This window comes from Sphaerotilus microaerophilus, from assembly GCF_023734135.1.
GTDB lineage: Bacteria > Pseudomonadota > Gammaproteobacteria > Burkholderiales > Burkholderiaceae_C > Sphaerotilus > Sphaerotilus microaerophilus.
In genome coordinates this window covers 4410634-4430587 of the sequence record NZ_AP025730.1, presented here as the reverse complement: position 1 = coordinate 4430587, position 19954 = coordinate 4410634, and the positions used below count along the sequence as shown (strand labels likewise).

23 protein-coding genes are annotated in these 19954 nt (G+C 70.4%); 19 read left to right on the top strand and 4 right to left on the bottom strand.

The window, feature by feature from the left end; translation table 11 throughout:
• Window positions 1-99: 99 nt before the first annotated feature.
• The 5 genes from NGK70_RS18930 to mobA are packed head-to-tail and all read left to right on the top strand — an operon-like array spanning window position 100 to window position 4804.
• The gene (locus NGK70_RS18930; RefSeq protein ID WP_428985533.1) at window positions 100-687 is read left to right on the top strand and encodes a DUF3305 domain-containing protein; all 588 of its coding nucleotides are present in this window, start codon (window positions 100-102) and stop codon (window positions 685-687) included.
• Window positions 688-694: 7 nt separating this feature from the next.
• The gene (locus tag NGK70_RS18925; protein ID WP_251970035.1) at window positions 695-1327 is read left to right on the top strand and encodes a DUF3306 domain-containing protein; all 633 of its coding nucleotides are present in this window, start codon (window positions 695-697) and stop codon (window positions 1325-1327) included.
• Window positions 1224-3458 carry a 4Fe-4S binding protein gene (locus NGK70_RS18920; RefSeq protein WP_251970034.1) on the top strand — a complete coding sequence of 745 codons (2235 nt, stop codon included), beginning with the start codon at window positions 1224-1226 and terminating at the stop codon, window positions 3456-3458. The genes NGK70_RS18925 and NGK70_RS18920 overlap by 104 nt, the downstream gene beginning before the upstream one ends.
• A gap of 55 nt (window positions 3459-3513) precedes the next feature.
• A complete protein-coding gene (locus NGK70_RS18915; RefSeq protein WP_251970033.1) occupies window positions 3514-4164 on the top strand; it encodes a TorD/DmsD family molecular chaperone in 651 nt (216 codons plus the stop codon).
• A gap of 34 nt (window positions 4165-4198) precedes the next feature.
• Window positions 4199-4804 carry a molybdenum cofactor guanylyltransferase MobA gene (gene mobA, locus NGK70_RS18910; protein ID WP_251970032.1) on the top strand — a complete coding sequence of 202 codons (606 nt, stop codon included), beginning with the start codon at window positions 4199-4201 and terminating at the stop codon, window positions 4802-4804.
• A gap of 22 nt (window positions 4805-4826) precedes the next feature.
• Here the strand turns inward: mobA and NGK70_RS18905 are convergent, their stop codons facing one another.
• A complete protein-coding gene (locus NGK70_RS18905; RefSeq protein WP_251970031.1) occupies window positions 4827-5384 on the bottom strand; it encodes an Mpo1 family 2-hydroxy fatty acid dioxygenase in 558 nt (185 codons plus the stop codon).
• Between the two features lie 272 nt (window positions 5385-5656).
• On the opposite strand from NGK70_RS18905, the gene dcd reads away from it, so the two are divergent.
• The 3 genes from dcd (at window position 5657) to NGK70_RS18890 (ending at window position 7398) form a co-directional block, all read left to right on the top strand.
• On the top strand, window positions 5657-6226 hold the full coding sequence (gene dcd / locus NGK70_RS18900) for a dCTP deaminase (RefSeq protein WP_251970030.1): 570 nt from the start codon (window positions 5657-5659) through the stop codon (window positions 6224-6226).
• A 173-nt stretch (window positions 6227-6399) separates the two neighbouring features.
• Window positions 6400-6762: a hypothetical protein gene (locus tag NGK70_RS18895; protein WP_251970029.1), complete on the top strand. Its 363-nt coding sequence runs from the start codon at window positions 6400-6402 to the stop codon at window positions 6760-6762.
• Between the two features lie 258 nt (window positions 6763-7020).
• Window positions 7021-7398, top strand: a complete 378-nt coding sequence (locus NGK70_RS18890) for a DUF1801 domain-containing protein (RefSeq protein ID WP_251970028.1) — start codon at window positions 7021-7023, stop codon at window positions 7396-7398.
• Window positions 7399-7626: 228 nt separating this feature from the next.
• Here NGK70_RS18890 and NGK70_RS18885 read toward each other — a convergent pair whose 3' ends face one another.
• The 3 genes from NGK70_RS18885 to flgA all read right to left on the bottom strand — a co-directional run bounded on the left by NGK70_RS18885 (window position 7627) and on the right by flgA (window position 9513).
• On the bottom strand, window positions 7627-8037 hold the full coding sequence (locus NGK70_RS18885; protein ID WP_251970027.1) for a hypothetical protein: 411 nt from the start codon (window positions 8035-8037) through the stop codon (window positions 7627-7629).
• Window positions 8038-8157: 120 nt separating this feature from the next.
• Entirely contained in the window at window positions 8158-8484 is a 327-nt protein-coding gene (gene flgM / locus NGK70_RS18880; RefSeq protein ID WP_251970026.1) for a flagellar biosynthesis anti-sigma factor FlgM, read from the bottom strand.
• Between the two features lie 243 nt (window positions 8485-8727).
• Entirely contained in the window at window positions 8728-9513 is a 786-nt protein-coding gene (gene flgA, locus NGK70_RS18875; RefSeq protein WP_251970025.1) for a flagellar basal body P-ring formation chaperone FlgA, read from the bottom strand.
• A gap of 191 nt (window positions 9514-9704) precedes the next feature.
• Here flgA and flgB point away from each other — a divergent pair, with 191 nt between their 5' ends.
• The 11 genes from flgB to flgL all read left to right on the top strand — a co-directional run bounded on the left by flgB (window position 9705) and on the right by flgL (window position 19933).
• Window positions 9705-10109, top strand: coding sequence for a flagellar basal body rod protein FlgB (flgB, locus tag NGK70_RS18870; protein WP_251970024.1), 405 nt, complete (start codon window positions 9705-9707; stop codon window positions 10107-10109).
• Between the two features lie 32 nt (window positions 10110-10141).
• Window positions 10142-10552, top strand: coding sequence for a flagellar basal body rod protein FlgC (gene flgC / locus NGK70_RS18865; protein ID WP_251970023.1), 411 nt, complete (start codon window positions 10142-10144; stop codon window positions 10550-10552).
• Between the two features lie 21 nt (window positions 10553-10573).
• Window positions 10574-11248: a flagellar hook assembly protein FlgD gene (locus tag NGK70_RS18860; RefSeq protein ID WP_251970022.1), complete on the top strand. Its 675-nt coding sequence runs from the start codon at window positions 10574-10576 to the stop codon at window positions 11246-11248.
• 58 nt (window positions 11249-11306) lie between these two features.
• Entirely contained in the window at window positions 11307-12611 is a 1305-nt protein-coding gene (gene flgE, locus NGK70_RS18855; RefSeq protein ID WP_251970021.1) for a flagellar hook protein FlgE, read from the top strand.
• 44 nt (window positions 12612-12655) lie between these two features.
• Window positions 12656-13384 (top strand): flagellar basal-body rod protein FlgF, encoded by a 729-nt coding sequence (gene flgF / locus NGK70_RS18850; protein WP_251970020.1) that lies wholly within the window; start codon window positions 12656-12658, stop codon window positions 13382-13384.
• 32 nt (window positions 13385-13416) lie between these two features.
• Window positions 13417-14199 (top strand): flagellar basal-body rod protein FlgG, encoded by a 783-nt coding sequence (gene flgG, locus NGK70_RS18845; protein WP_251970019.1) that lies wholly within the window; start codon window positions 13417-13419, stop codon window positions 14197-14199.
• A 14-nt stretch (window positions 14200-14213) separates the two neighbouring features.
• Complete coding sequence (locus NGK70_RS18840) at window positions 14214-14921, top strand: flagellar basal body L-ring protein FlgH (protein WP_251970018.1); 708 nt, start codon at window positions 14214-14216, stop codon at window positions 14919-14921.
• A gap of 42 nt (window positions 14922-14963) precedes the next feature.
• A complete protein-coding gene (locus tag NGK70_RS18835; protein WP_251970017.1) occupies window positions 14964-16094 on the top strand; it encodes a flagellar basal body P-ring protein FlgI in 1131 nt (376 codons plus the stop codon).
• 19 nt (window positions 16095-16113) lie between these two features.
• A complete protein-coding gene (flgJ, locus tag NGK70_RS18830) occupies window positions 16114-17091 on the top strand; it encodes a flagellar assembly peptidoglycan hydrolase FlgJ (protein WP_251970016.1) in 978 nt (325 codons plus the stop codon).
• Between the two features lie 112 nt (window positions 17092-17203).
• The gene (gene flgK / locus NGK70_RS18825) at window positions 17204-18616 is read left to right on the top strand and encodes a flagellar hook-associated protein FlgK (RefSeq protein WP_251970015.1); all 1413 of its coding nucleotides are present in this window, start codon (window positions 17204-17206) and stop codon (window positions 18614-18616) included.
• Between the two features lie 69 nt (window positions 18617-18685).
• Window positions 18686-19933: a flagellar hook-associated protein FlgL gene (gene flgL, locus NGK70_RS18820; RefSeq protein ID WP_251970014.1), complete on the top strand. Its 1248-nt coding sequence runs from the start codon at window positions 18686-18688 to the stop codon at window positions 19931-19933.
• Window positions 19934-19954: the final 21 nt, after the last annotated feature.

Here is a 19954-nt window from a genome sequence, read left to right as displayed (position 1 = left end):
TTCCCTTGGCCGGGGGCGCAGGCTGGCCCTGGCGACAACTTGTCGCGGCCGTGCTGGCTAGACTGGCCTGGATATGTCCATCCCTGCAAAACTGTGCCCATGAGCGAGCCGTCCCCTGTCGAGCCGACCTCACTGGAGCCCTCGCGCGGCGACACCCCGATGGGCGATGCGCCGCCGCGCACGCCCGAGCCGCTGCGCGTGGCGGTGCTGATGGAGCGCGAGGCGGCGCCCAACCGCTGGGAGGACTGGCGCTTCCGCGTCGCCGACGTCGAGCTGGACGTTGGCCAGTTCGGTCGCAAGTCCCGTTGCCTGCGCGACGACGGCCGCGTGGCGCTGTTCGCCCACCCGGGCCTGGCGGTGGCGCTCTTTGCGGACGAAGGCGAGGGCTACCACCTCAACCTCACTTCCGGCGCACCGGTGTGGTTCGTGATGTGGCGCGTGCAGGAGGGCGACCCCTCGCAGGCTCGGCCGGAGTGCGTCACCCTGTCCTACAACGAGGCCGGCCGGCTGCTGGACGCGCAGGAGCGGGTGGACAACACGCCGCTGGGCGCCGAGGTGCGCGGCTGGCTGCAGGCCTACACCGACGCCCACTACCGCCCGGAGCCCAAGCAGCGTCGCCGCCCGGCCTCCTTCGTGGCGCCGGGGCAGCGCGCCCGCCGCATGCCCGAACCCGGCGAGAGCCGCTGAGGCGCAGATGGGTGAAGCGGACGGCTTCTTCTCGCGCTGGTCACGCCGCAAGGTGGCGGCCCGGCAGGGCGAGGCGCTGGTCGAGCCGCCGGCGCCGGTGCCCGCGTCCGGCGCGGTGGCCGTGCCGGTGGTCGCGCCGCCGCAGGGGATCGAGCCGACCGCGCCCGCGCCGACGCTCGACGACGTGGCGGCGCTGGAGACCGGGGCCGAGGTGGCCCGCTTCGTCGCCCCCGGCGTGGCCCGCCAGGTGAAGAACGCGGCGCTGAAGAAGCTCTTCGCCGACCCGCATTTCAATGTGATGGACGGGCTGGACGTCTACATCGAGGACTTCGGCCGCCCGGACCCGCTGCCACCCGAGATGCTGCAGTCGATGCTCGACTCCCCCTCCTTCCGCTTCCTGGCGCCGCCGCCGGAACCGGCACCGGCGCCGCAGGAACCAGCGCAGCCGTCTGCCGGCGCCGCGGCCCCCGAACCCCCGGCCGCGCCGCTGCCCGCGGCCGGCCTGCCCCCTTGCCACGACTGCCCTGATCGCCCCGATGAAGACCCTGATCTGCGACTGCAATCGATCGATGCCGTTGACGCCGGCCCTGCTGGGCCAGGTGCGCCAGGCCCTGGCGGCGACGCCGGGCGCATCGGCTGACGGCCTGGAGGCCGCGCACCACCTGCTGTGCCGGCGCGAGGCCGGCGCCTTCCAGCGCGCGGCGCAAGGCGGCGAGCCGCTGCTGGTGGGCTGCACCCAGGAGCAGCGCCTGTTCACCGAGCTGGCGGCGCAGACCGCCGGGGCGCCGGGGCTGCAGGAGCGGCCGATCCACTTCGTCAACCTGCGCGAGACGGCCGGCTGGTCGCGCGACGCGGCACAGGCAGGGCCAAAGCTGGCGGCGCTGATCGCCGCGGCGCAGCGCCCCGAGCCGGAGCCGGTACCGGCGGTGAGCTACCGCAGCGAGGGCCGCTGCCTGGTGATCGGCCCGGCCGAGGCGGCCGAGGTGGCGGCGCGGCAGCTCGCCGGCACGCTGGAGGTGACGCTGCTGGTCGATGCGGCCGGTGGTGGCGGGCTGACGCAATCGCACGACTTCCCGGTGCACGCCGGCACGCTGCGCCGCCTGTCGGGGTGGCTCGGCGCCTTCGAGGCCGAGTGGGAAAGCCGCAACCCGATCGACCTGGACCTGTGCACGCGCTGCAACGCCTGCGTCCGCGCCTGCCCGGAGGGGGCGATCAACCTGGCCTGGCAGGTCGACCTGGCGGCCTGCCGCGGCCACCGCGCCTGCGTGGCGGCCTGCGACAGCGCCGGGGCGATCGACTTCGACCGCGCGCCGCTGATCAGCTCGCAGCGCTTCGACTTGGTGCTGGACCTGCGTGCCAGCCCGGCCTTCACGATGCACCAGCCGCCGCAGGGCTACCTGCATGCCGGCGCGGACCCGCTGCGCCGCGCGATGGCGCTGCTGCAGCTGCGCGACTGGGTGGGCGAGTTCGACAAGCCGCGCTTCGTGTACTACGAGCAGCGCCTGTGTGCCCACAGCCGCAATGAGCAGATCGGTTGCGACGCCTGTGTGGAGGTCTGCTCCACCCGGGCGATCCGCAGCGAGCCTTCGGCCAAGGGGCAGACCCAGGGCGCCGGCGCGGCGCGCGCGCGCGGCCCTGGCTCTGCGGGCCTGCCGCCAGCGTTGGGCGGGCGCATCATGGTCGAGCCGCACCTGTGTGCCGGGTGCGGCGCCTGCACCACCGTCTGCCCGACCGGCGCGCTCAGCTTCCGGGCCCCCAGCGCCGCGGAGCAGGGCCGGCGCTGGCAGGCGATGCTCTCGGCCTACCGCGCGGCCGGAGGGCGCGATGCCGCGCTGCTGCTGCACAGCCAGGAAGGCGGTACACGGCTGATCGACGAACTGGGCCGGGCCGCCCGCCTGGACGCCTCGGTGCACGGCGTGCCGGCGCGGGTGCTGCCGGTGGCGCTGTGGCACACCGCCAGCACCGGGCTGGAGGTCTGGCTGATGGCGTTGGCGCACGGGGCCTCCCAGGTCTGGGTGCTGCTCACCGGCGAGGAGGCGCCACAGTACCGCCAGGCCCTGGGCGAGCAGATGGCCATCGCCCAGGCGGTGGTGTCAGGGCTGGGGTATGCCGGCGAGCACTTCCGGCTGATCGAGGCCCGCGATGCGCGGGACCTGGCGGCGCTGGACGCCGCGCTGCAGGCGCCCTCTGCGCAGGGTGTCGCTGCGCCGACGGCGGTGGTGGCGCAGGCGGACAAGCGCGCCTCGCTGGAGCTGGCGCTGGAGCACCTGATCGCCCAGGTGCCGGTGGTCCCGGCCGGACTGCCAGAGGCCATCGCCCTGCCGGCAGCCGGTGCGCCGCTGGGCACGCTGCGACTGGACCGGCAGCGCTGCACGCTCTGCCTGAGTTGCGTCGGTGCCTGCCCGTCGCAGGCGCTGGCCGACAACCCGGAGCGCCCGCAACTGCGCTTCACCGAGAAGAACTGCGTGCAGTGCGGCCTGTGCGTCAAGACCTGCCCGGAGGACGCCCTGCAGCTCGAACCGCGCCTGTGGCTGGCCGATGGCGCGCGCGCGCGCAAGACCGCCCGGGTGCTGCACGAGGCCGAGCCGGCCCAGTGCGTGCGCTGCGGCAAGCCCTTCGGCACGCTGCAGGCGCTGCAGGCAGTGATGGCGCGCATCGGCCATCATCCTGCCTTCCAGGGCGCCGCGGCCGAACGGCTGAAGATGTGCAGCGACTGCCGGGTGATCGACATGGCCAGCCGGACCCGGGAAGTGCGCATCACCGACCTGTGACCCCGGCTGCAGCCTTCTGTCCCCCGATCCATCCGAGCGCCAGCGCCTTGCCGCGATGACCGACCCTCGCCCCCTGACCTTCCAACCCCCCGGCCAGCGCGCCGCCGACCATGTCGACGATGGCGACGAGCTGGCCCGCGCCGAGCTGTACGGGCTGCTCGCCCGCCTCTGGCAGGCGCCGCCGGACGAGGCCTTGCTGGCCGCACTGCAGGTGGCGGTGACCGAGGCGCCGCAGGCCGGCGCCTGGCTGGAGACGCCCTGGCAGGCGCTGGTCGGGCTGCTGCGGCAGACCCCGCCGGCACAGATCGCTGCAGAGTACGAGGCGCTGTTCGGCGGTGTCGGCCGGCCCGAGGTGTTCCTCTACGCCTCCTACCACCTCGCCGGCCACCTCAACGAGCTGCCGCTGGCGCAACTGCGTGCCGCCCTGGCCGAGCTGGGCCTGGCCCGCGCGGCGGACAGCGGTGAGACGGAGGACCACATCGCCTTCGTCCTGGAGGTGATGCGCTGGCTGATCGCGGGTGACGATGCGGCGCACTGCCACCTTGGCGGGCAGGCGCGTTTCTTCCGTGCACACCTGCAGCCCTGGGCCGGCGCACTGTGCGAGGCGGTGGCCGCGCACCCGGGGGCCCGGGTCTACCGCGCGCTGGCGGACTTCACCAACGCCTTCGTGCAGGTGGAGACCCAGGCCTTTGACCTGGCCGAGTGAGCAGCCGATCAAGGAACGTGGAAGGACGCTTGCGATGATCTCCCGGGACGACATCACCGGCCTCGTGCTGGCCGGCGGCCGAGGCAGCCGCATGGGCGGGGTCGACAAGGGGCTGCAGAACCACCAGGGCATGCCGCTGGCGCTGCACGCGCTGCTGCGCCTGTCGCCCCAGGTGGGCGCGGTGATGCTCAATGCGAACCGCAACCTGGGCGCCTACGAGAGCCTGGGCGCACCTGTCTGGCCGGATGCCCTGGCGGACTATCCGGGGCCGCTGGCCGGCTTCCTCGCCGGGCTGGAGCACTGCGAGACGCCCTACCTGGTCACCGTGCCCTGCGACAGCCCGCGCTTCCCTGCGGACCTGGTGGAGCGCCTGGCGCGGGGCCTGGCCGAGGCGCAGGGCGACATCGCGATGGCCGTGACGCTGGACGAGGCCGGCCAGCGCCAGCGCCAGCCGGTCTTCTGCCTGATGCACACCGGCGTGCTAGACAGCCTGGTGCGCTTCATCCAGGGCGGGCAGCGCCGCATCGACCGCTGGACCGATGGCCAGCGCAGCGTGGAGGTGCTGTTCGACGATGCCGGCGCCTTTGTCAACGCCAACACCCTGCAGGAGTTGCAGGGCCTGCAGCCCGGCGACGGGTGAGTTGGCCGCTGCGTAAGGACCGTCAGGCGCGCGCAGCAAGGTCGTGCAGCACCACCGGGCCGGCACGGCGCTCGATGGCAGCCTGGAGGCCGGGCTTCCAGCCCAGCGCGAAGAGCGCCTCGGCGGTGACGAACATCGGCCCGACGAGCAGGCCGATCAGGTCGTCGACAAAGGCCGGCCGACGGCCTTCATAGTAGTGGCCGACGAACTGGATCAGCCAGCCGAGCGTGAAGCAACCCAGCCCGAGGCCGAGCCAGGTGCCCAGCGAGGCGGCTGCAAGCGGCTGCCCGAGGGCGATCAGTGCGGCGATGCCGGCGCTGACGGTGAACCCCAGCAGCGGCTCGCCCCGGGTCAGGTACCAGAGGCTCACGACCACCCAGACGCACCAAGCGGGCGTCAGCGCCCAGGGCAGGCCCGCATCCAGCGCCAGCGTGGGTCGTGCCAGCAACACGCCAAGGGCGAAAACGATCAGCGGGATGCCCACTTGGTGGGTCGCGATGTTGCGCTGGTCGCGGTGGTACTCGGCGTACTGGGCGAGCAGGTCGGCGGCAGGGCGCAGACAGGAGCGCAAACGTGCCATGGCGGAACTCCGGAAGCTGGCGGCGTGGCAGGCGGTGGGGCCGTCAATACGCAACCGCATACACCCCTGCAGTGTGGACTGGACCACGAACAGCGGCGCAATGCCAGTGTCCGGCGGGTGAGACCGTGCAAAAGCGGGGGATTTGTGCCTGCCGCGGGCTCGACGGCGGCCGCCAGCGTGGCGCGCGCGGCACGAACCTAGAATGCCGGGGCCCCACAGGCGGGCCTTCGCAGGTGCGACGGGCCGGGCGGGGTGCCCTGGAAAGAAAGCGCATGAGCATCAAGAGCGACAAGTGGATCCGCCGCATGGCCGAGCAGCACCAGATGATCGAGCCCTTCGAGCCCGGCCAGGTTCGCTACGCGAGCGACGGCCACAAGATCGTCAGCTATGGCACCAGCAGCTATGGCTACGACATCCGCTGCGCCGACGAGTTCAAGATCTTCACCAACGTGCACTCGACGGTGGTGGATCCGAAGAACTTCGACGAGAAAAGCTTCGTGGACTTCAAGGGCGATGTCTGCATCATCCCGCCCAACAGCTTCGCGCTGGCCCGCACGGTGGAGTACTTCCGGATCCCGCGCAGCGTACTGACGGTCTGCCTGGGCAAGAGCACCTACGCGCGCTGCGGGATCATCGTCAACGTGACGCCCTTCGAGCCGGAATGGGAGGGCTACGTGACGCTGGAGTTCAGCAACACCACGCCGCTGCCGGCCAAGATCTACGCTGGCGAGGGCTGCGCCCAGGTGCTGTTCTTCGAGAGCGACGAGGTCTGCGAGACCAGCTACAAGGACCGTGGCGGCAAATACCAGGGTCAGGTCGGCGTGACCCTGCCGAAGACCTGAACCCTTCGGGTGAACGGGGCGGCGCTGCGCGCAGGTCAGCCCGAAACGGCAGATTTGCGCGCGGCTTGAGCCGGGAGTGGGCCCGGCCGGTTGCCCTTATCAACCCTTCGTTCGCGGGGGGTGCGGCTACGCTCGGTGTCATTGACGATCAGTCCAACTGAACCGAGGTGGCCATGCTGCTCCCACGACCCGAGGTGACCGAACACCTCCCCGACGAACTGCCCACCGAATTCCGCTGCGTCTCGGCCTTTGCGCCGCTGATGTCGGCCTGGCAGCAGGCGCAGGACGCCCGGCGGGCGGTGGAGGACGGCCGGTCCGCCGGGCCGGCTGCACCGCGTCTGGAGCGCGCCGTGCTGGAGCGCTTCCAGCGCCTGATGGCCGCGGAAGGCTGGCCGGTGCAACTGCTGCGCATGGGCCAGGACCGTGCGTACGCACGCGAGCGCATCGCACTGGGCCATGGCAGCAGCTCGTGGCAGCTGCGGCAACTGTCGCTGCAACTCGGCCGCCACTACGGCGATTCGACGGCACTGCACTGACGCTGGATACCCTCCGGCCGGCGCTGTTGCGCGGCAGGGGGATGGCAGAGTTTGTTAGCATGACCGTGTCATTGTTCACGCCTTGCACGGTCTGGAGCACATGACGGGCTGCACCAATCGCCTGCATGCCGGTCCCGTTGGGTCCGGTATCTGACGCGGTGGTCGCCTGTGTGCTCGCATCGCGCCGGCCCGATCGGTCGGCCGCGCGGCCCATCATCGGGCAGCGCCCGTCGCCCAGTGCGAGACGGAAGAAGTTTCATGCGTCATCTCGTTCGCCCCAGTGCCCTCGTGGCCACCTATTTCGACACGCTCGCGCCCAACCAGGTGGCGACGGCGCGCGCGCTGCAGCAGGCGGTGCTTGCGGCGGCGCCGCAGCTGGAGCAGACCGTGAAGTGGGGCAACCTCACTTTCGTGAGCGAGGGGCGCAACCTGCTCGCCATCGTCACGCACAAGGCGCATGCGCACCTGCAGGTATTCAACGGCGCGATGCTGGGTGCGGAGTTCCCCGAGCTGGAGGGCGTGGGCAAGGGCATCCGCCACATGAAGCAGCGCTACAGCCAGCCGGTCGATGATGCGCTGGTGCAGGACATCGTGCGTGCCGCGGTGATGGTCGGCATTTCGCGGCGCGACGACTGACCTGCCCCGCCTCGCCCGATGGCAGGTTGTTGATCGCAATCCGGCTGCATGGCGGCCGCCAAGTGCTGAAGGTGCCAAAAGGCGCAGAAAACAACAACGGCCCGTGAGGGCCGTTGTTGTTGGTGCCGCGCAGTCATCCTGCGCAGCCGTGTTGCGTCATCCGGACCCGGTGTCGAGCCCCGATCGCGGGCCCTTCACCAGTGGATGCTGCCTGAGCCGGGCTGCTGCTCAGTTCTGGTAGGCACTCAGGCTGCGCGCACCAGTGGCGCCGTAGACCGCCGGGCTGCCGCCGGGCATCAGGACGTCCATCGCGCGATCCAGGGCCACCGTGGCGCGAGCCAGTGACTCGCGCTGTGCAGCCACCTGGCCTCCGGCAGTCACCAGCCGCGAGCGCAACGCCGGGGGGACCCCACCGCCCGCCCGGGCTGCGCGGGTAAAGCTGTCCACCGCGCGCTCCAGGGCTCGGTGCAGCGCCTGGGCGTGCGACTCGATGCCGCCGATGTCGCGCCGGCGCAGCGCCTCGCCGAGGTCCCCGAGCTCGGTTTCCACCGCCTGCAACAGGCCTTCGAGCACCGGGTCGTGGCCCTGGGCGGGGAGCCCCCGTTCGGTCGGATCTGTGTTCGGCAACGGTGCGTTCATGGCGGGGGCTCGGTCAGAAGCGGGCAAGGCTGACGCCGCGCACCTGGCTTGTAGCCCGGGCGCGAAAGGTCAGGCAAACGAGATCGGGCAACGCACCCGCAAGGGCAACGCCGCCCTGGCTCAACGAGCGCTGCCGGACTTGCCCAGCACTTCCTGGGCATTGGCGAGCAGCTTGTCGGCGATGGTTTCGGCGTTCACCTTGTAGCTGCCGTCGGCGATCGACTGGCGCACCTGCTCGACCTTGTTGGCGTCGAAGGTGCCGTCGGCACCATCGAGCAGCGCCTTGGCTGCTCCAGACAGGCTCACGGTGGCGCTGGCCTCGCCAGTGCCGCTGGCGTTGCCAGCGGACGAGGTGTTGCTGGTGCGTGCACCGTCGGCAGCGCCGCGCGTGGCGGGCTGGCCCACGGGTGCGACGTTGGGGGAAACTGCCGTGTTGCCGATTTTCATCACGTACTCCTTGGCGCCGATACCGGTCCAGATCTGAGTTCTTGCAAGCGAGGTCTGACAGCGCCGATTGTGCGGCACGGTCCTGCATCGAGGGTGCCGGGGCACCGTCGGCGGCCGTGCAACCGCTTCGGTTCTGTGCGGGTCGGATTGCCAGAACACTGTCCACCCACTTTTCGGAGTCCCTTCGGCGGACTTGAGGGCGCCATTCCCGAATTCGGGGGGGTACGGCGGGGTGAAGCGGCTTCACAGCGGCAGCTCCACGCGGCGCGTGCCCACCGGCATCGCGGTGATGATGCGGCCGCTGTCGGTGCGCAGGCGCACGCTCTGGCCTTCGACGCCATTGCCCAACGCCTGGGCCTCGCCAGACACGGCGTAGCCCTGCCCCTGCGCGACGACGGTGACGGTCTCGCCGGCCTGGAACCACTGGCGCTGGCGCAGCAGGTCGGCGCGCACGGTGGCGCCCGCCGGCAGGGCGACGGCCAGCGTGCGGCCGACCAGGTCGCCCGGCGCGGTGAAGGCTGGGGCCAGTGCCGCGGCCAGGTCCACCTCGGCGAGTTGCAGGTCGGCGGCCGTGAGCGTGCTGCCCGCGGGCTGTGCCGTGGCCAGGACCGCAGCGCGGGCCCAGACCTGTACCGTCAGCGGCAGGTAGACCTGCCAGCGCACTGGTCCGCTCACGCAGCGCAGGGCCACGCGGGTGCGGCCCCAGGCGCGTGCACCGGGGGGAATCTGCGGCTCGATACGGGCGCAGGGCGCCAGCTTCAGACGGGGGTCGAGCGCCCCGGGGATCACCTCGACGCGCGCGCCAGCGGGTACGCGCACGCTCTGCTGCGTCAATGCCAGGGCCTGGGCGATCGAGGCGACGGCTGAGTCCGCCGCCTCGGTGGCGGCTCCGGTCCCCACGCCTCCGGCGTTGGCTGCCAGCACGTGGCCGCCGGAGCCCAGCGCGAGGCTGGCCCCGGCCAGGCACGCCGCCCACGCGGCGGCGCGGCTTTGGCTGCGCGCGGGCGAAGGCAGGGACGGGGTGACCATGGGCCAGGACTCTAGGGCGCGGCTGCGCCCGGGCAAGAGCGGAGATGGGTGGCTGGAAGGGTCCTTTTCACGCTCATGTTCGGGGGCGAGCCGTCCAAGAATGACAGCAAGCCGGGGTCCGGCCGCCCACCGGGCCTGCTGGCCGGGCGCCGACCTCTTCTGCCTCGCCCGCCCCGCCACGGATTGCCCCCATGCTCGACCGTCTTTCCGACCCGCTCGCCTTCCAGTCCGAAGCGCTGGTGCTGCGTGCCGAGCGGCAGCGCCTGCTGGCCAGCAACATCGCCAACGCGGACACGCCAGGCTACGTGGCGCGCGACATGGATTTCGCCACCGCGCTGCGGCAGGCCACCGGCACGCAGGCGTTGCCCCAGTCCATGGCCGCGACGCATGCCGGCCACCTGACACCCAAGACCGGGGCCGCCAGCGAAACCGGGCTGCTCTACGCCTCGGCCAGCCAGACCAACCTGGATCGCAACACCGTCGACATGGACCGCGAGCGCGCGAACTTTGCCGACAACGCCGTGAAGTACGAAGCCACGCTGAGATTCCTGAACGGCAGTGTGAGCACGATGCTCAACGCCATCAAGGGTCAGTGAGGCTGGCGGCCTGACCCGCAAGGAGCCCTGCGATGTCCATGCTCAACATCTTCAGCGTCGCTGGCAGTGCCGTCAGCGCGCAGAGCCAGCGCCTCAACACGGTGGCCACCAACCTGGCCAATGCCGATACCGTGGCCGGCCCCGACGGCCAGAGCTTCAAGGCCCGCCAGGTGCTGTTCCAGACCCAGCCGATGGGCGACCAGGGCGCTGCCGGTGTGCGCGTGGCGCAGGTGCTGGAGGACCAGACGCCCGGGCGGCGCGTGCACGACCCGAAGCACCCGGCGGCGGACGCGGACGGCTACGTCACCTACGCCAACGTCAACGCGGTGGAGGAGATGGTCAACATGATCTCGGCCTCGCGCTCGTACCAGAACAACGTCGAAGTGATGAACACCGCCAAGACCCTGCTGCTCAAGACCCTGCAGATGGGGCAGGGCAGCTGATCAAGCCAAAGGTAGACCCGCATGAGCACCACCTCCGTCTCCGGCAGCAGCGATGCCGCATCCCTGTACCAGCAACTCAACGGCAGCAGCACGACGCAGAGTGCCACCAGCGAGGCGGCCGACCGCTTCCTGAAGCTGCTGGTCACGCAGATGAAGAACCAGGATCCGTTGAGCCCGATGGACAACGCCCAGGTCACCAGCCAGATGGCGCAGATCAACACCGTCTCGGGCATCGAGAAGGTCAACGAGAGCATCCAGTCGATGACCTCGCAGTTCCTGCAGATGCAGGCCCTGCAGAGCGCCTCGCTGGTCGGCAAGGGCGTGCTGGTCTCCGGCAATGCGCTGGCGGTGGAGGAGGGGACGGGCACGGGCCAGGCCGCCTTCGACCTGTCCGGCGCGGCCGATTCGGTCAAGGTCGAGGTGCTCAATGGCGCCGGGCGGGTGGTGGACACGCTGGACCTGGGGGCGGAGACCAGCGGGCGGCATGCCTTCGAGTGGACTGCCCCCGAGGGGCTTGCCGACACCACCGGCCTGCGCTTTCGCGTGGTGGCCACCCGCGGCACCCAGACCGTGACCGCCACGCCGCTGATGCGCGATGCGGTGCAGTCCGTCAGCACCAGCGGCAGCACGCTCACGCTGCAGCTGGCGGGCGGCGGCAGCGTGGCCTACAGCGACGTCAAGGCCTTCTCGAACTGAACGTCCCCCCGGCGACCCGACCGACCCGACTGCCCCGACCTCTCCAGGAGCCGATCCCATGAATTTCCAGCAAGGCCTGTCCGGACTGAACGCTTCCAGCAAGAACCTGGAGGTGATCGGCAACAACATCGCCAACGCCAACACCTACGGCGCCAAGGCCTCGCGGGCCGAATTCGCCGACATGTACGCCACCTCGGTGAACGGCATGATGACGGGCGACATCGGCATCGGCGTGCGGCTGGCCGACGTGGCGCAGCAGTTCAGCCAGGGCTCGATCACCAGCACCAGCAACCCGCTGGACATCGCCATCAACGGCGCGGGCTTCTTCATGGTGCAGGACACCGGCTCGGACGCCGGTGCCGACGCGCTGCCGCTGTACACCCGCAATGGGCAGTTCAAGCTGGACAAGGAAGGCTTCATCACCAGCACCGATGGCGCCAAGCTGCTCGGCTACGCGCTGGATGCCTCCGGTGCGATCGCCACCGGCACGCTCGCGCCGCTGCAACTGCCCACCGGGCTGATCTCGCCGGCGATGTCCACCGGCGTGTCCGCGGAGATCAACCTGGACTCCCGCGGCGACGTGATCACCGCGGCCTTCGACCCGGCCAACACGCAGTCCTACAACAAGGCCACCTCGATGACGGTGTACGACAGCGCCGGCGAGGCGGTCGAGGTGAGCTACTACTTCCGCAAGACCGCCGAGGGCGATCCGTCGGCCACGCCGGCGACCAACGACACCTGGGAGGTCTATGCCACCGCCGACGGCGCCACGCTCGCCGATGCCTCGGGCTCCACGGTGCTGCAGACGCTGACCTTCGACGCCTCCGGCGCGGTCGTTGGCACGCCGCGCTTCAGCCTGAGCATCCCCGCCAGCGGCACCCATACCGCGGTCGACCTCACCTACGACGCCACCGCCGGCACCGGCGGCGTGGACTTCAGCGGCATCACGCAGTACGCCAGCCAGTTCAGCGTCACCGACCTGAACCAGGTCGGCGGGCGCGCGCCCGGACGCATCGCCGACATCAGCGTGGGCCCCGATGGCGTGCTCACCGCCAGCTACACCAATGGCCAGACCGCCGCGGCCGGCCAGATCCCGCTGGCCAACTTCCGCAACCCGCAGGGCCTGCAGCCGCTGGGCGGCAACCTGTGGCGCGCCACGGGCGAGTCCGGCCTGGCCAACGCGGTGGGGGCCCCCCAGTCTGGCAGCCTGGGCTCGTTGCAGGCCGGCGCGCTGGAGGAGTCCAACGTGGACCTGACCTCCGAGCTGGTCAACATGATCACCGCGCAGCGCGTCTACCAGGCCAACGCACAGACCATCAAGACGCAGGACTCGGTGCTGCAGACGCTGGTCTCGCTGCGCTGATGCCGCCGCAGGCCGACCCAGCGACCGACTGACGAGGAGCCGCCATGGACCGCAGGATCTACCTCTCGATGGGTGGCGCCAAGGCGACGATGCAGCGCCAGGAGCTGCTGTCGAACAACCTGGCAAACGTCTCGACCAACGGCTTTCGCGCCGAGATGCAGGCCTTCCGCGCCGTGCCGGTGCGTGGCGACGGTGCGACCACGCGGGCCTATGCGTTGGAGACGACGGTGGGCTACAACCCGGAGGCCGGGGTGGTCAGCGCCACCAGCCGAAACCTGGACGTGGCGATGCGGGGCAACGCCTGGCTGGCGGTGCAGGCGCGCGACGGCACCGAGGCCTACACCCGGGCCGGCTCGCTGGACATTGCCAACGACGGCACCTTGGTCAACCGCAGCGGGCTGAGCGTGCTGGGCGACGGCGGCCCGATCACCGCGCCGGCCAACAGCGAACTGCAGATCGCCAGCGATGGCTCGATCACCGCCCGCGCGCCCAACGGCTCGCTGACCCCCGTGGGGCGGCTCAAGCTGGTGACGCCCGAGGCGCCGCTGCAGCGTGGCGACGACGGGCTGTTCCGCGCCCCGGGCGGCGACCCGCTGCCGGCCGACGCCACCGCGCGGCTGCAGGACGGCGCGCTGGAGGGCTCGAACGTGAGCGCGGTCGAGACCATGGTGGCGATGATTTCCGCGGCGCGCCAGTTCGAGATGCAGATGCGCTCGATGCAGACCGCCGAGAAGGACGAGCAGCAGGCCCAGCAGCTGCTGTCGATGAACTGAGCGCCTTGCTGCGCTGAAAGAGGAGCCCCGCCATGATGCGCGCCCTGTGGATTTCGAAGAGCGGCATGGAGGCCCAGCAGACCCAGCTGGACGTCGTGTCGCACAACCTCGCCAACGTCGCCACCAACGGCTACAAGAAGGAACACGCGGTCTTCGAGGACCTGATGTACCAGACGCTGCGCCAGTCCGGCGCGGCCAGTTCCGACCAGACCCAGCTGCCCACCGGCGTGCAGATCGGCCTGGGCGTGCGCACCGTGGCCACGGCGCGGCAGTTCAGCCAGGGCAACCTGCAGCAGAGCAACAACCCGCTGGACGTGGCGGTCAAGGGCAGCGGCTTCTTCCAGATCCAGATGCCCGACGGCAGCACGGCCTACACGCGCGACGGCTCCTTCCAGCTCAGCGCCAGCGGCCAGCTCGTCACCAACACCGGCTACACGGTGATGCCGGGCATCACGATCCCGCCCAACGCGCAGTCGATCACCGTCGCGGCCGACGGCACGGTCAGCGTGCAACTACCCGGCCAGGCCGCCACCGAGACGCGCGGCCAGTTGCAGATCGCCAACTTCGTCAACCCCGCCGGCCTGGAGGCCAAGGGGGGCAACCTGTATGCGGAGACCGCCGCCTCGGGCACACCCAACACCGGCGCACCGGGCACGGACGGCATGGGCTCGCTCACGCAGGGCTTCATCGAGACCTCCAACGTCAACGTGGTCGAGGAGCTGGTGACGATGATCCAGACCCAGCGCGCCTACGAGCTCAACTCCAAGGCCATCTCGACCTCCGACCAGATGCTGGCGCGCCTGGCGCAGCTGTGAGGGGAGAACGCACCATGACCGACTTTCTTACTTCCGCGTTGCCGTACCGCCGGTGCGCGTGCCTGCTGGCAGCGTCGCTGGGCAGCGCGCTGTCCGGCTGCGCGCTCATGCCCAGCAGCGCCAAGGTGGACATGCCACCGGTCACCACTGCCCGCCCCGTGGTCGTCGCACCTGCGCCGGTCAACAACGGCGCGATCTTCCAGCCGGTGCAGTACCGCCCGCTGTTCGAGGACCACCGCGCCCGTCTGGTGGGCGACACGCTCACGGTGCAGATCGTCGAGAAGGTCAGCGCCAGCGCCACCTCCACCAGCTCGGTGGAGAAGAAGGGCACGGTGGACGGCTCGATCACCGGCTTCCCCTTCCTGAAGGCGCCGCTGCTGGGCAAGCTTGGCGTGGGTGCCTCCAGCGGCAACACCTTTGCCGGCAAGGGCGGCACCGAGAACACCAACAAGTTCGAGGGCACGGTGACCTGCACGGTGATCGAGGTGCTGCCCAACGGCCACCTCGTCATTGCCGGCGAAAAGCAGATCGGCGTGAACGAGAACGTCGACGTGCTGCGCTTTTCCGGCCAGGTCGACCCGCGGGCGGTCCAGCCCGGCAACACGGTGGCCTCGGCGCAGATCGCCAACGTGCGCGTCGAGCAGCGCGGCCGCGGCCAGCAGGCCGACGCCCAGGGAATAGGCTGGCTGGGGCGCTTCTTTTTGAATCTTCTGCCGGTCTGAGGCTGCCCAGAATGGGTCTGACGAAAGAAGGATCAGACCCCCATGGACACGCAGACTGTTTGGTTGCGCCGTGCGATCGCCACGGCATCCCTGCTGGCCAGCGCGGCGCTGTGGTGGCCGCTGGCGGCCGATGCCGCGCGCATCAAGGAAGTGGCCACCGTCCAGGGGGTGCGCAACAACCAGCTGGTCGGCTACGGCCTGGTCGTCGGCCTGGACGGCACCGGTGACCAGACCACCCAGACGCCCTTCACCTCGCAGAGCCTGACGGCGATGCTGCAGCAGCTGGGCGTGACCGTGCCTGCAGGCACGAACATGCAGGTGCGCAACGTCGCGGCGGTGATGGTCACCGCCACGCTGCCGCCGTTTGCGCAGCCGGGCCAGCCGATCGACATCACGGTGGCCTCGCTGGGCAATGCCAAGAGCCTGCGCGGCGGCACGCTCATCGCGACCCCCCTGCGCGGCGCGGACGGTCAGACTTATGCGCTGGCGCAGGGCAATCTGGTCATCGCCGGGGCGGGCGCTGCGGCAGGAGGCTCCAAGGTACAGGTCAACCACCTGTCGGCCGGGCGCATCCCTGGCGGCGCCACGGTGGAGCGCGCCGTCGCCACGCCGCTGGCGCAGGGCGATAGCCTGCAGCTGGATCTCTCCTCGGCCGACTTCGCCACCGCCCGCGCGGTGGCCCGGGCCATCAACGACAAGTTCGGCAAGGGCACCGCGCTGGCCCAGGATGGGCGCGTCGTGAAGGTCAAGATGCCCGCCTCGCCCGACGAGCGCGTGGGCTTCCTGGCCGACATCGAGAACCTGCCGATCGAACTGGCCACGCCGGCCGCGCGGGTGGTGATCAATGCCCGCACCGGCTCGATCGTGGTCAACCAGGCGGTCACGCTCGGGCCCTGCGCGGTGGCGCACGGCAACCTGTCGGTGACGATCAGCTCCACGCCGGTGGTCAGCCAGCCCGCGCCGCTGTCGGGCGGCCAGACCGTGCAGACCGAGAAGGTCGACATCTCGTTGAAGCAGGAGCCCGGCTCGCTGATCCAGCTGCCCGCCGGTGCCAAGCTCACCGAGGTGGTCCGGGCGCTCAACTCGCTGGGCGCCACGCCCGCCGACCTGCTGGCCATCCTGCAGGCGATCAAGGCCGCGGGTGCGCTGCAGGCCGAGATCGAAGTGATCTGAGCGAGGGCGAGCATCGGCCATGGTCGCTTCCACCCAGCAACTCGCCACCGGCGGCGCCGGGCTCGACGCCCTGCGGGCCACGGCACGCAAGGATCCGAAGGGCGCGATCCGCGAAGTGGCCAAGCAGTTCGAGTCGCTGTTCATGCAGGAGCTGATGAAGAGCATGCGCGCCTCGACGATGGCCACCGGCATGCTCGACAACCAGGCCACCGAGATGGCCACCGGCATGCTCGACCAGCAGTACGCCACCCAGCTCGCCGGCATCCCGGGCGGCTTGGCCGATGCGATCGCGCGGCAGTTGGAGCGGCAGATGGGTGTGCCGGCCAGTGGCGCCCGGGGCGGTGCGGGTGGAGGTTCGGGTGCCGTCACCGGCGCGGCGCGCTGGGCGCCGGTGGCATCGGCGGGTGCGGCGGGGGCCTACCAGGCGGTCGCGGTCGGTTCGGGAGCAGCCGCGCCCGAGGCGGCCGGCGCCACGGGGGGCAACGCGGCGCGTTTCGTCGAGCGCCACCGCGCCGCGGCGCAGGCCGTGGCGGCGCAAAGCGGCATCCCGGCCGAGTTCATGCTGGCGCAGTCGGCGCACGAGACCGGCTGGGGCCGGCGCGAGATCCGCGCTGCCGATGGCAGCAACTCACACAACCTTTTCGGCATCAAGGCCGGTGGCAACTGGAACGGCCCGGTGGTGGTCACCACCACCACCGAGGTGATCAACGGCCGGGCGCAGAAGGTGCAGGCCGCATTCCGTGCCTATGGGTCGTATGAGGAGAGCTTCCGGGACTACGCCAAGCTGATTTCCGGCAGTCCGCGCTACGCAGGTGTGATGCAACGCACGGATGACGCCCAGGCCTTTGCCGCCGGACTTCAGCGCGCCGGCTATGCAACCGATCCCGACTACGCCGCCAAGCTCGGCCGGGTGATCCAGACCACCCGCCGCCTCGTCGATCAGGCCGATGCCTCCGCAGCATCGGCCCGGCTCGGCACGTCGGGTGTGACGGCATGACCCCGAACCGGAGCACGCCCGTGTCCACCTTGTCCACTGCCCCGTCGCGCCCCGCGCCCCCGATCCCGTTGCGGCATGGATCCATCCAGCGCACTGGCGCCAGGAGCCGTTCATGAACCCCACCTCGCTGCTCTCGCTGGGTGCCAGCGGGATGATGGCTGCGCAGGCCCAGCTCAGCACGACCGGCCACAACATCGCCAACGCCGGTGTCGATGGCTACTCGCGCCAGTCGGTCAGGGCCGAGACCGCGTCGGGCCTGTACAGCGGCTCGGGCTATTTCGGTCGCGGGGTGGAAGTCCGTACCGTCGAGCGGGAGGTCAACGGCTTCCTGACCGACCAGGTGGCACAGACCCACTCGCAGGCTTCGGCCGACAAGGTGCGCAACCAGATGCTCGGCCAGCTGGAATCAAGCATCGGCACCGGGGAAAACGGGCTGGGCTATACCGCGACGCAGCTGTTCAATGCCTTTGGCGACGTGGCGGCCGAGCCGGCCGATGCCTCGGCGCGCCGGGTGGTGCTGGAGCGCGCCGACGACCTGGCCTCGATGTTCCGCAGCACGGCCCAGAGCATGGCCAGCCTGCAAAGCGGCGTGTCGCTGGACCTGAAGAACAGCGTGGCCGAGGTCAACAACCTCACGCAGCGCATCGCCGACCTGAACGGCCAGGTGGCGGCCACGCGCGGGAACCCGCAAAAGCCCAATGACCTGCTGGACGCCCGCGACCAGCTCATCAAGGAGCTGAGCAGCTACGTGCAGGTCAACCGGGTCGAGCAGGACGACGGCTCGATGAACCTGTTCGTGGGCGGCAGCCAGAGCTTGGTGGTCGGCACGAACGCCTACCAGTTCAAGGCCAGCCCCGACGCCAGCGACACCTCGCTGATGCGGGTGTCGCTCGACGTGGCCGGGGTGTCACGCCAGCTCGACTCCAGCACGCTGGTGGGTGGGCGCATGGCTGGCCTGCTGCAGTTCCAGGACGAGGACCTGGCCGCGGCGAAGACCCACCTGGACACGATGGCGCAGGGCATCACCACCGCCATGAACAACCAGCAGGCAGCGGGCTGGTCGCTCAAGGTGGATGCCAGCGGCCAACCCGTGGCGGGCGCGGCGCTGTTCTCGATCGATTCCCTGGGCGCGTTGAACATGAAGGTCGGTGCCGGACTGAGCACCGACGACATCGCCGCCTCCGCCCAGAGCGCCTCCATCACCTCGCCGCGCAGCAACAACGCCAACGCGCTGGCCATGCAGCAGCTGGGCACCACGGCCACGGTCAGCGGCTCGACGTTCACCGACTATTTCTCGCAGGTCATTGCCGATGTGGGCGTGCGGGTTCAGACCGCCACCTCGCGTGCCGATGTCTCATCCAGCCTCGCCAGCGATGCGCAGCAGCAACTGGGCTCCGTCACCGGGGTGAATCTGGATGAGGAGGCCGCCAAGTTGCTCCATTTCCAGCAGAGCTACCAGGCGGCGGCCAAGGTGCTGCAGGTGGCGCAGAAGGTGTTCGACACGCTGATTTCGCTGGGAAGCTGAGGTGCCCGCCATGTCCATGATCCCGCTTCGATCCACCGTTGACGGCCCTGCGCTGCACGAGGCACCGCGATGAGGGTCTCCACCGCCTACAGCTTCGAGTCTTCGGTGAGCGCCCTGCAGCGCCGCCAGGAAGAGATGTCGCGCGCCCAGCAGCAGATGACCACCGGCAAGCGCGTGGAACGCCCGGGTGACGACCCGACCGCCGCCGCCCAGGTCGAACGTGCGCTGGTCGAGGAGTCCCGCGGGCGCAGCATGCTGCGTACGCTCGATGCCAGCCGCAACGTCATGACGCTGACCGAGTCGGCGCTGGGCGATGCCGGCGATCTGGCGCAGCGGGCACGCGAGGCCCTGGTGGCCGCCGGCAACGGTGGCTACAGCGGCAATGAGCGCCTGACGATGGCCAACCAGCTCAAGGAGCTGCGCAACCAGCTCTTCGCGGTGGCCAACCAGCAGGACGGCGCCGGCAACCTGCTCTTCGGGCGCCAGGGCAACACCTCGGGTCCCTACGTGGACAACGGCAGCAGCGTGACCTCTGCGGCCAACGGTGGCGGGTTGGCCGGCTCGAACGTCGAGAACCTGCCCCTGTCAATCGACGGCCCCCAGGTCTGGCTGCAGGTGGGCAGCGGCAACGGCGTGTTCGAGACCAGCGCCGGTACCACCGCCACGCCCAACACCGGCAGCGGCTGGGTCAGCGCCGGCTCGGTGACCGACCCGTCGGCGTGGAACGCCCTGGCCAGCCACAGCTACTCCGTCGCGTTCACGCAGGATCCGAGCACCGGCGCGCTGAGCTACAGCGTCACCGACGACGCCACCGGCAGCGCGATGGCCGACGCCAACGGCAACACCAGCTTCGCCTACCAGCCGGGCAAGGCCATCACCGTGGTGCCGGGCATCTCGTTTGCGGTCTCCGGCACACCGGATGCGAGCAGCGACAGCTTCCACGTCGGCGAATCGACGCCCGATCTCAATGTCTTCAAAGCGCTGGACCGTGCGGTGGCGGCGCTGTCGAACCCGAATGCCAACAATGGCCAGGTGATGCAGGCGGTCAACGCCGGGATCTCCGACATGGATCAGGTGCTCGGCAGCTTCCAGTCCGCCCGTGCGATGGTGGGTGAGACGCTCAACCGGCTTGACGGGGTCGAGTCCCGCACGGGCGGGCGCATCCTGGCCGCGCAGACCACGCGCTCGAACGTCGAGGACGTCGACATGGTGCAGGCGATCTCCGAGTTCACGAACCGTCAGACCAGCTACCAGGCAGCGTTGCAGTCCTATTCCATGGTGCAGAAGCTCTCGTTGTTCAACTACATCAGCGGCTGATCACGCGCCGTTTCGGGTCAG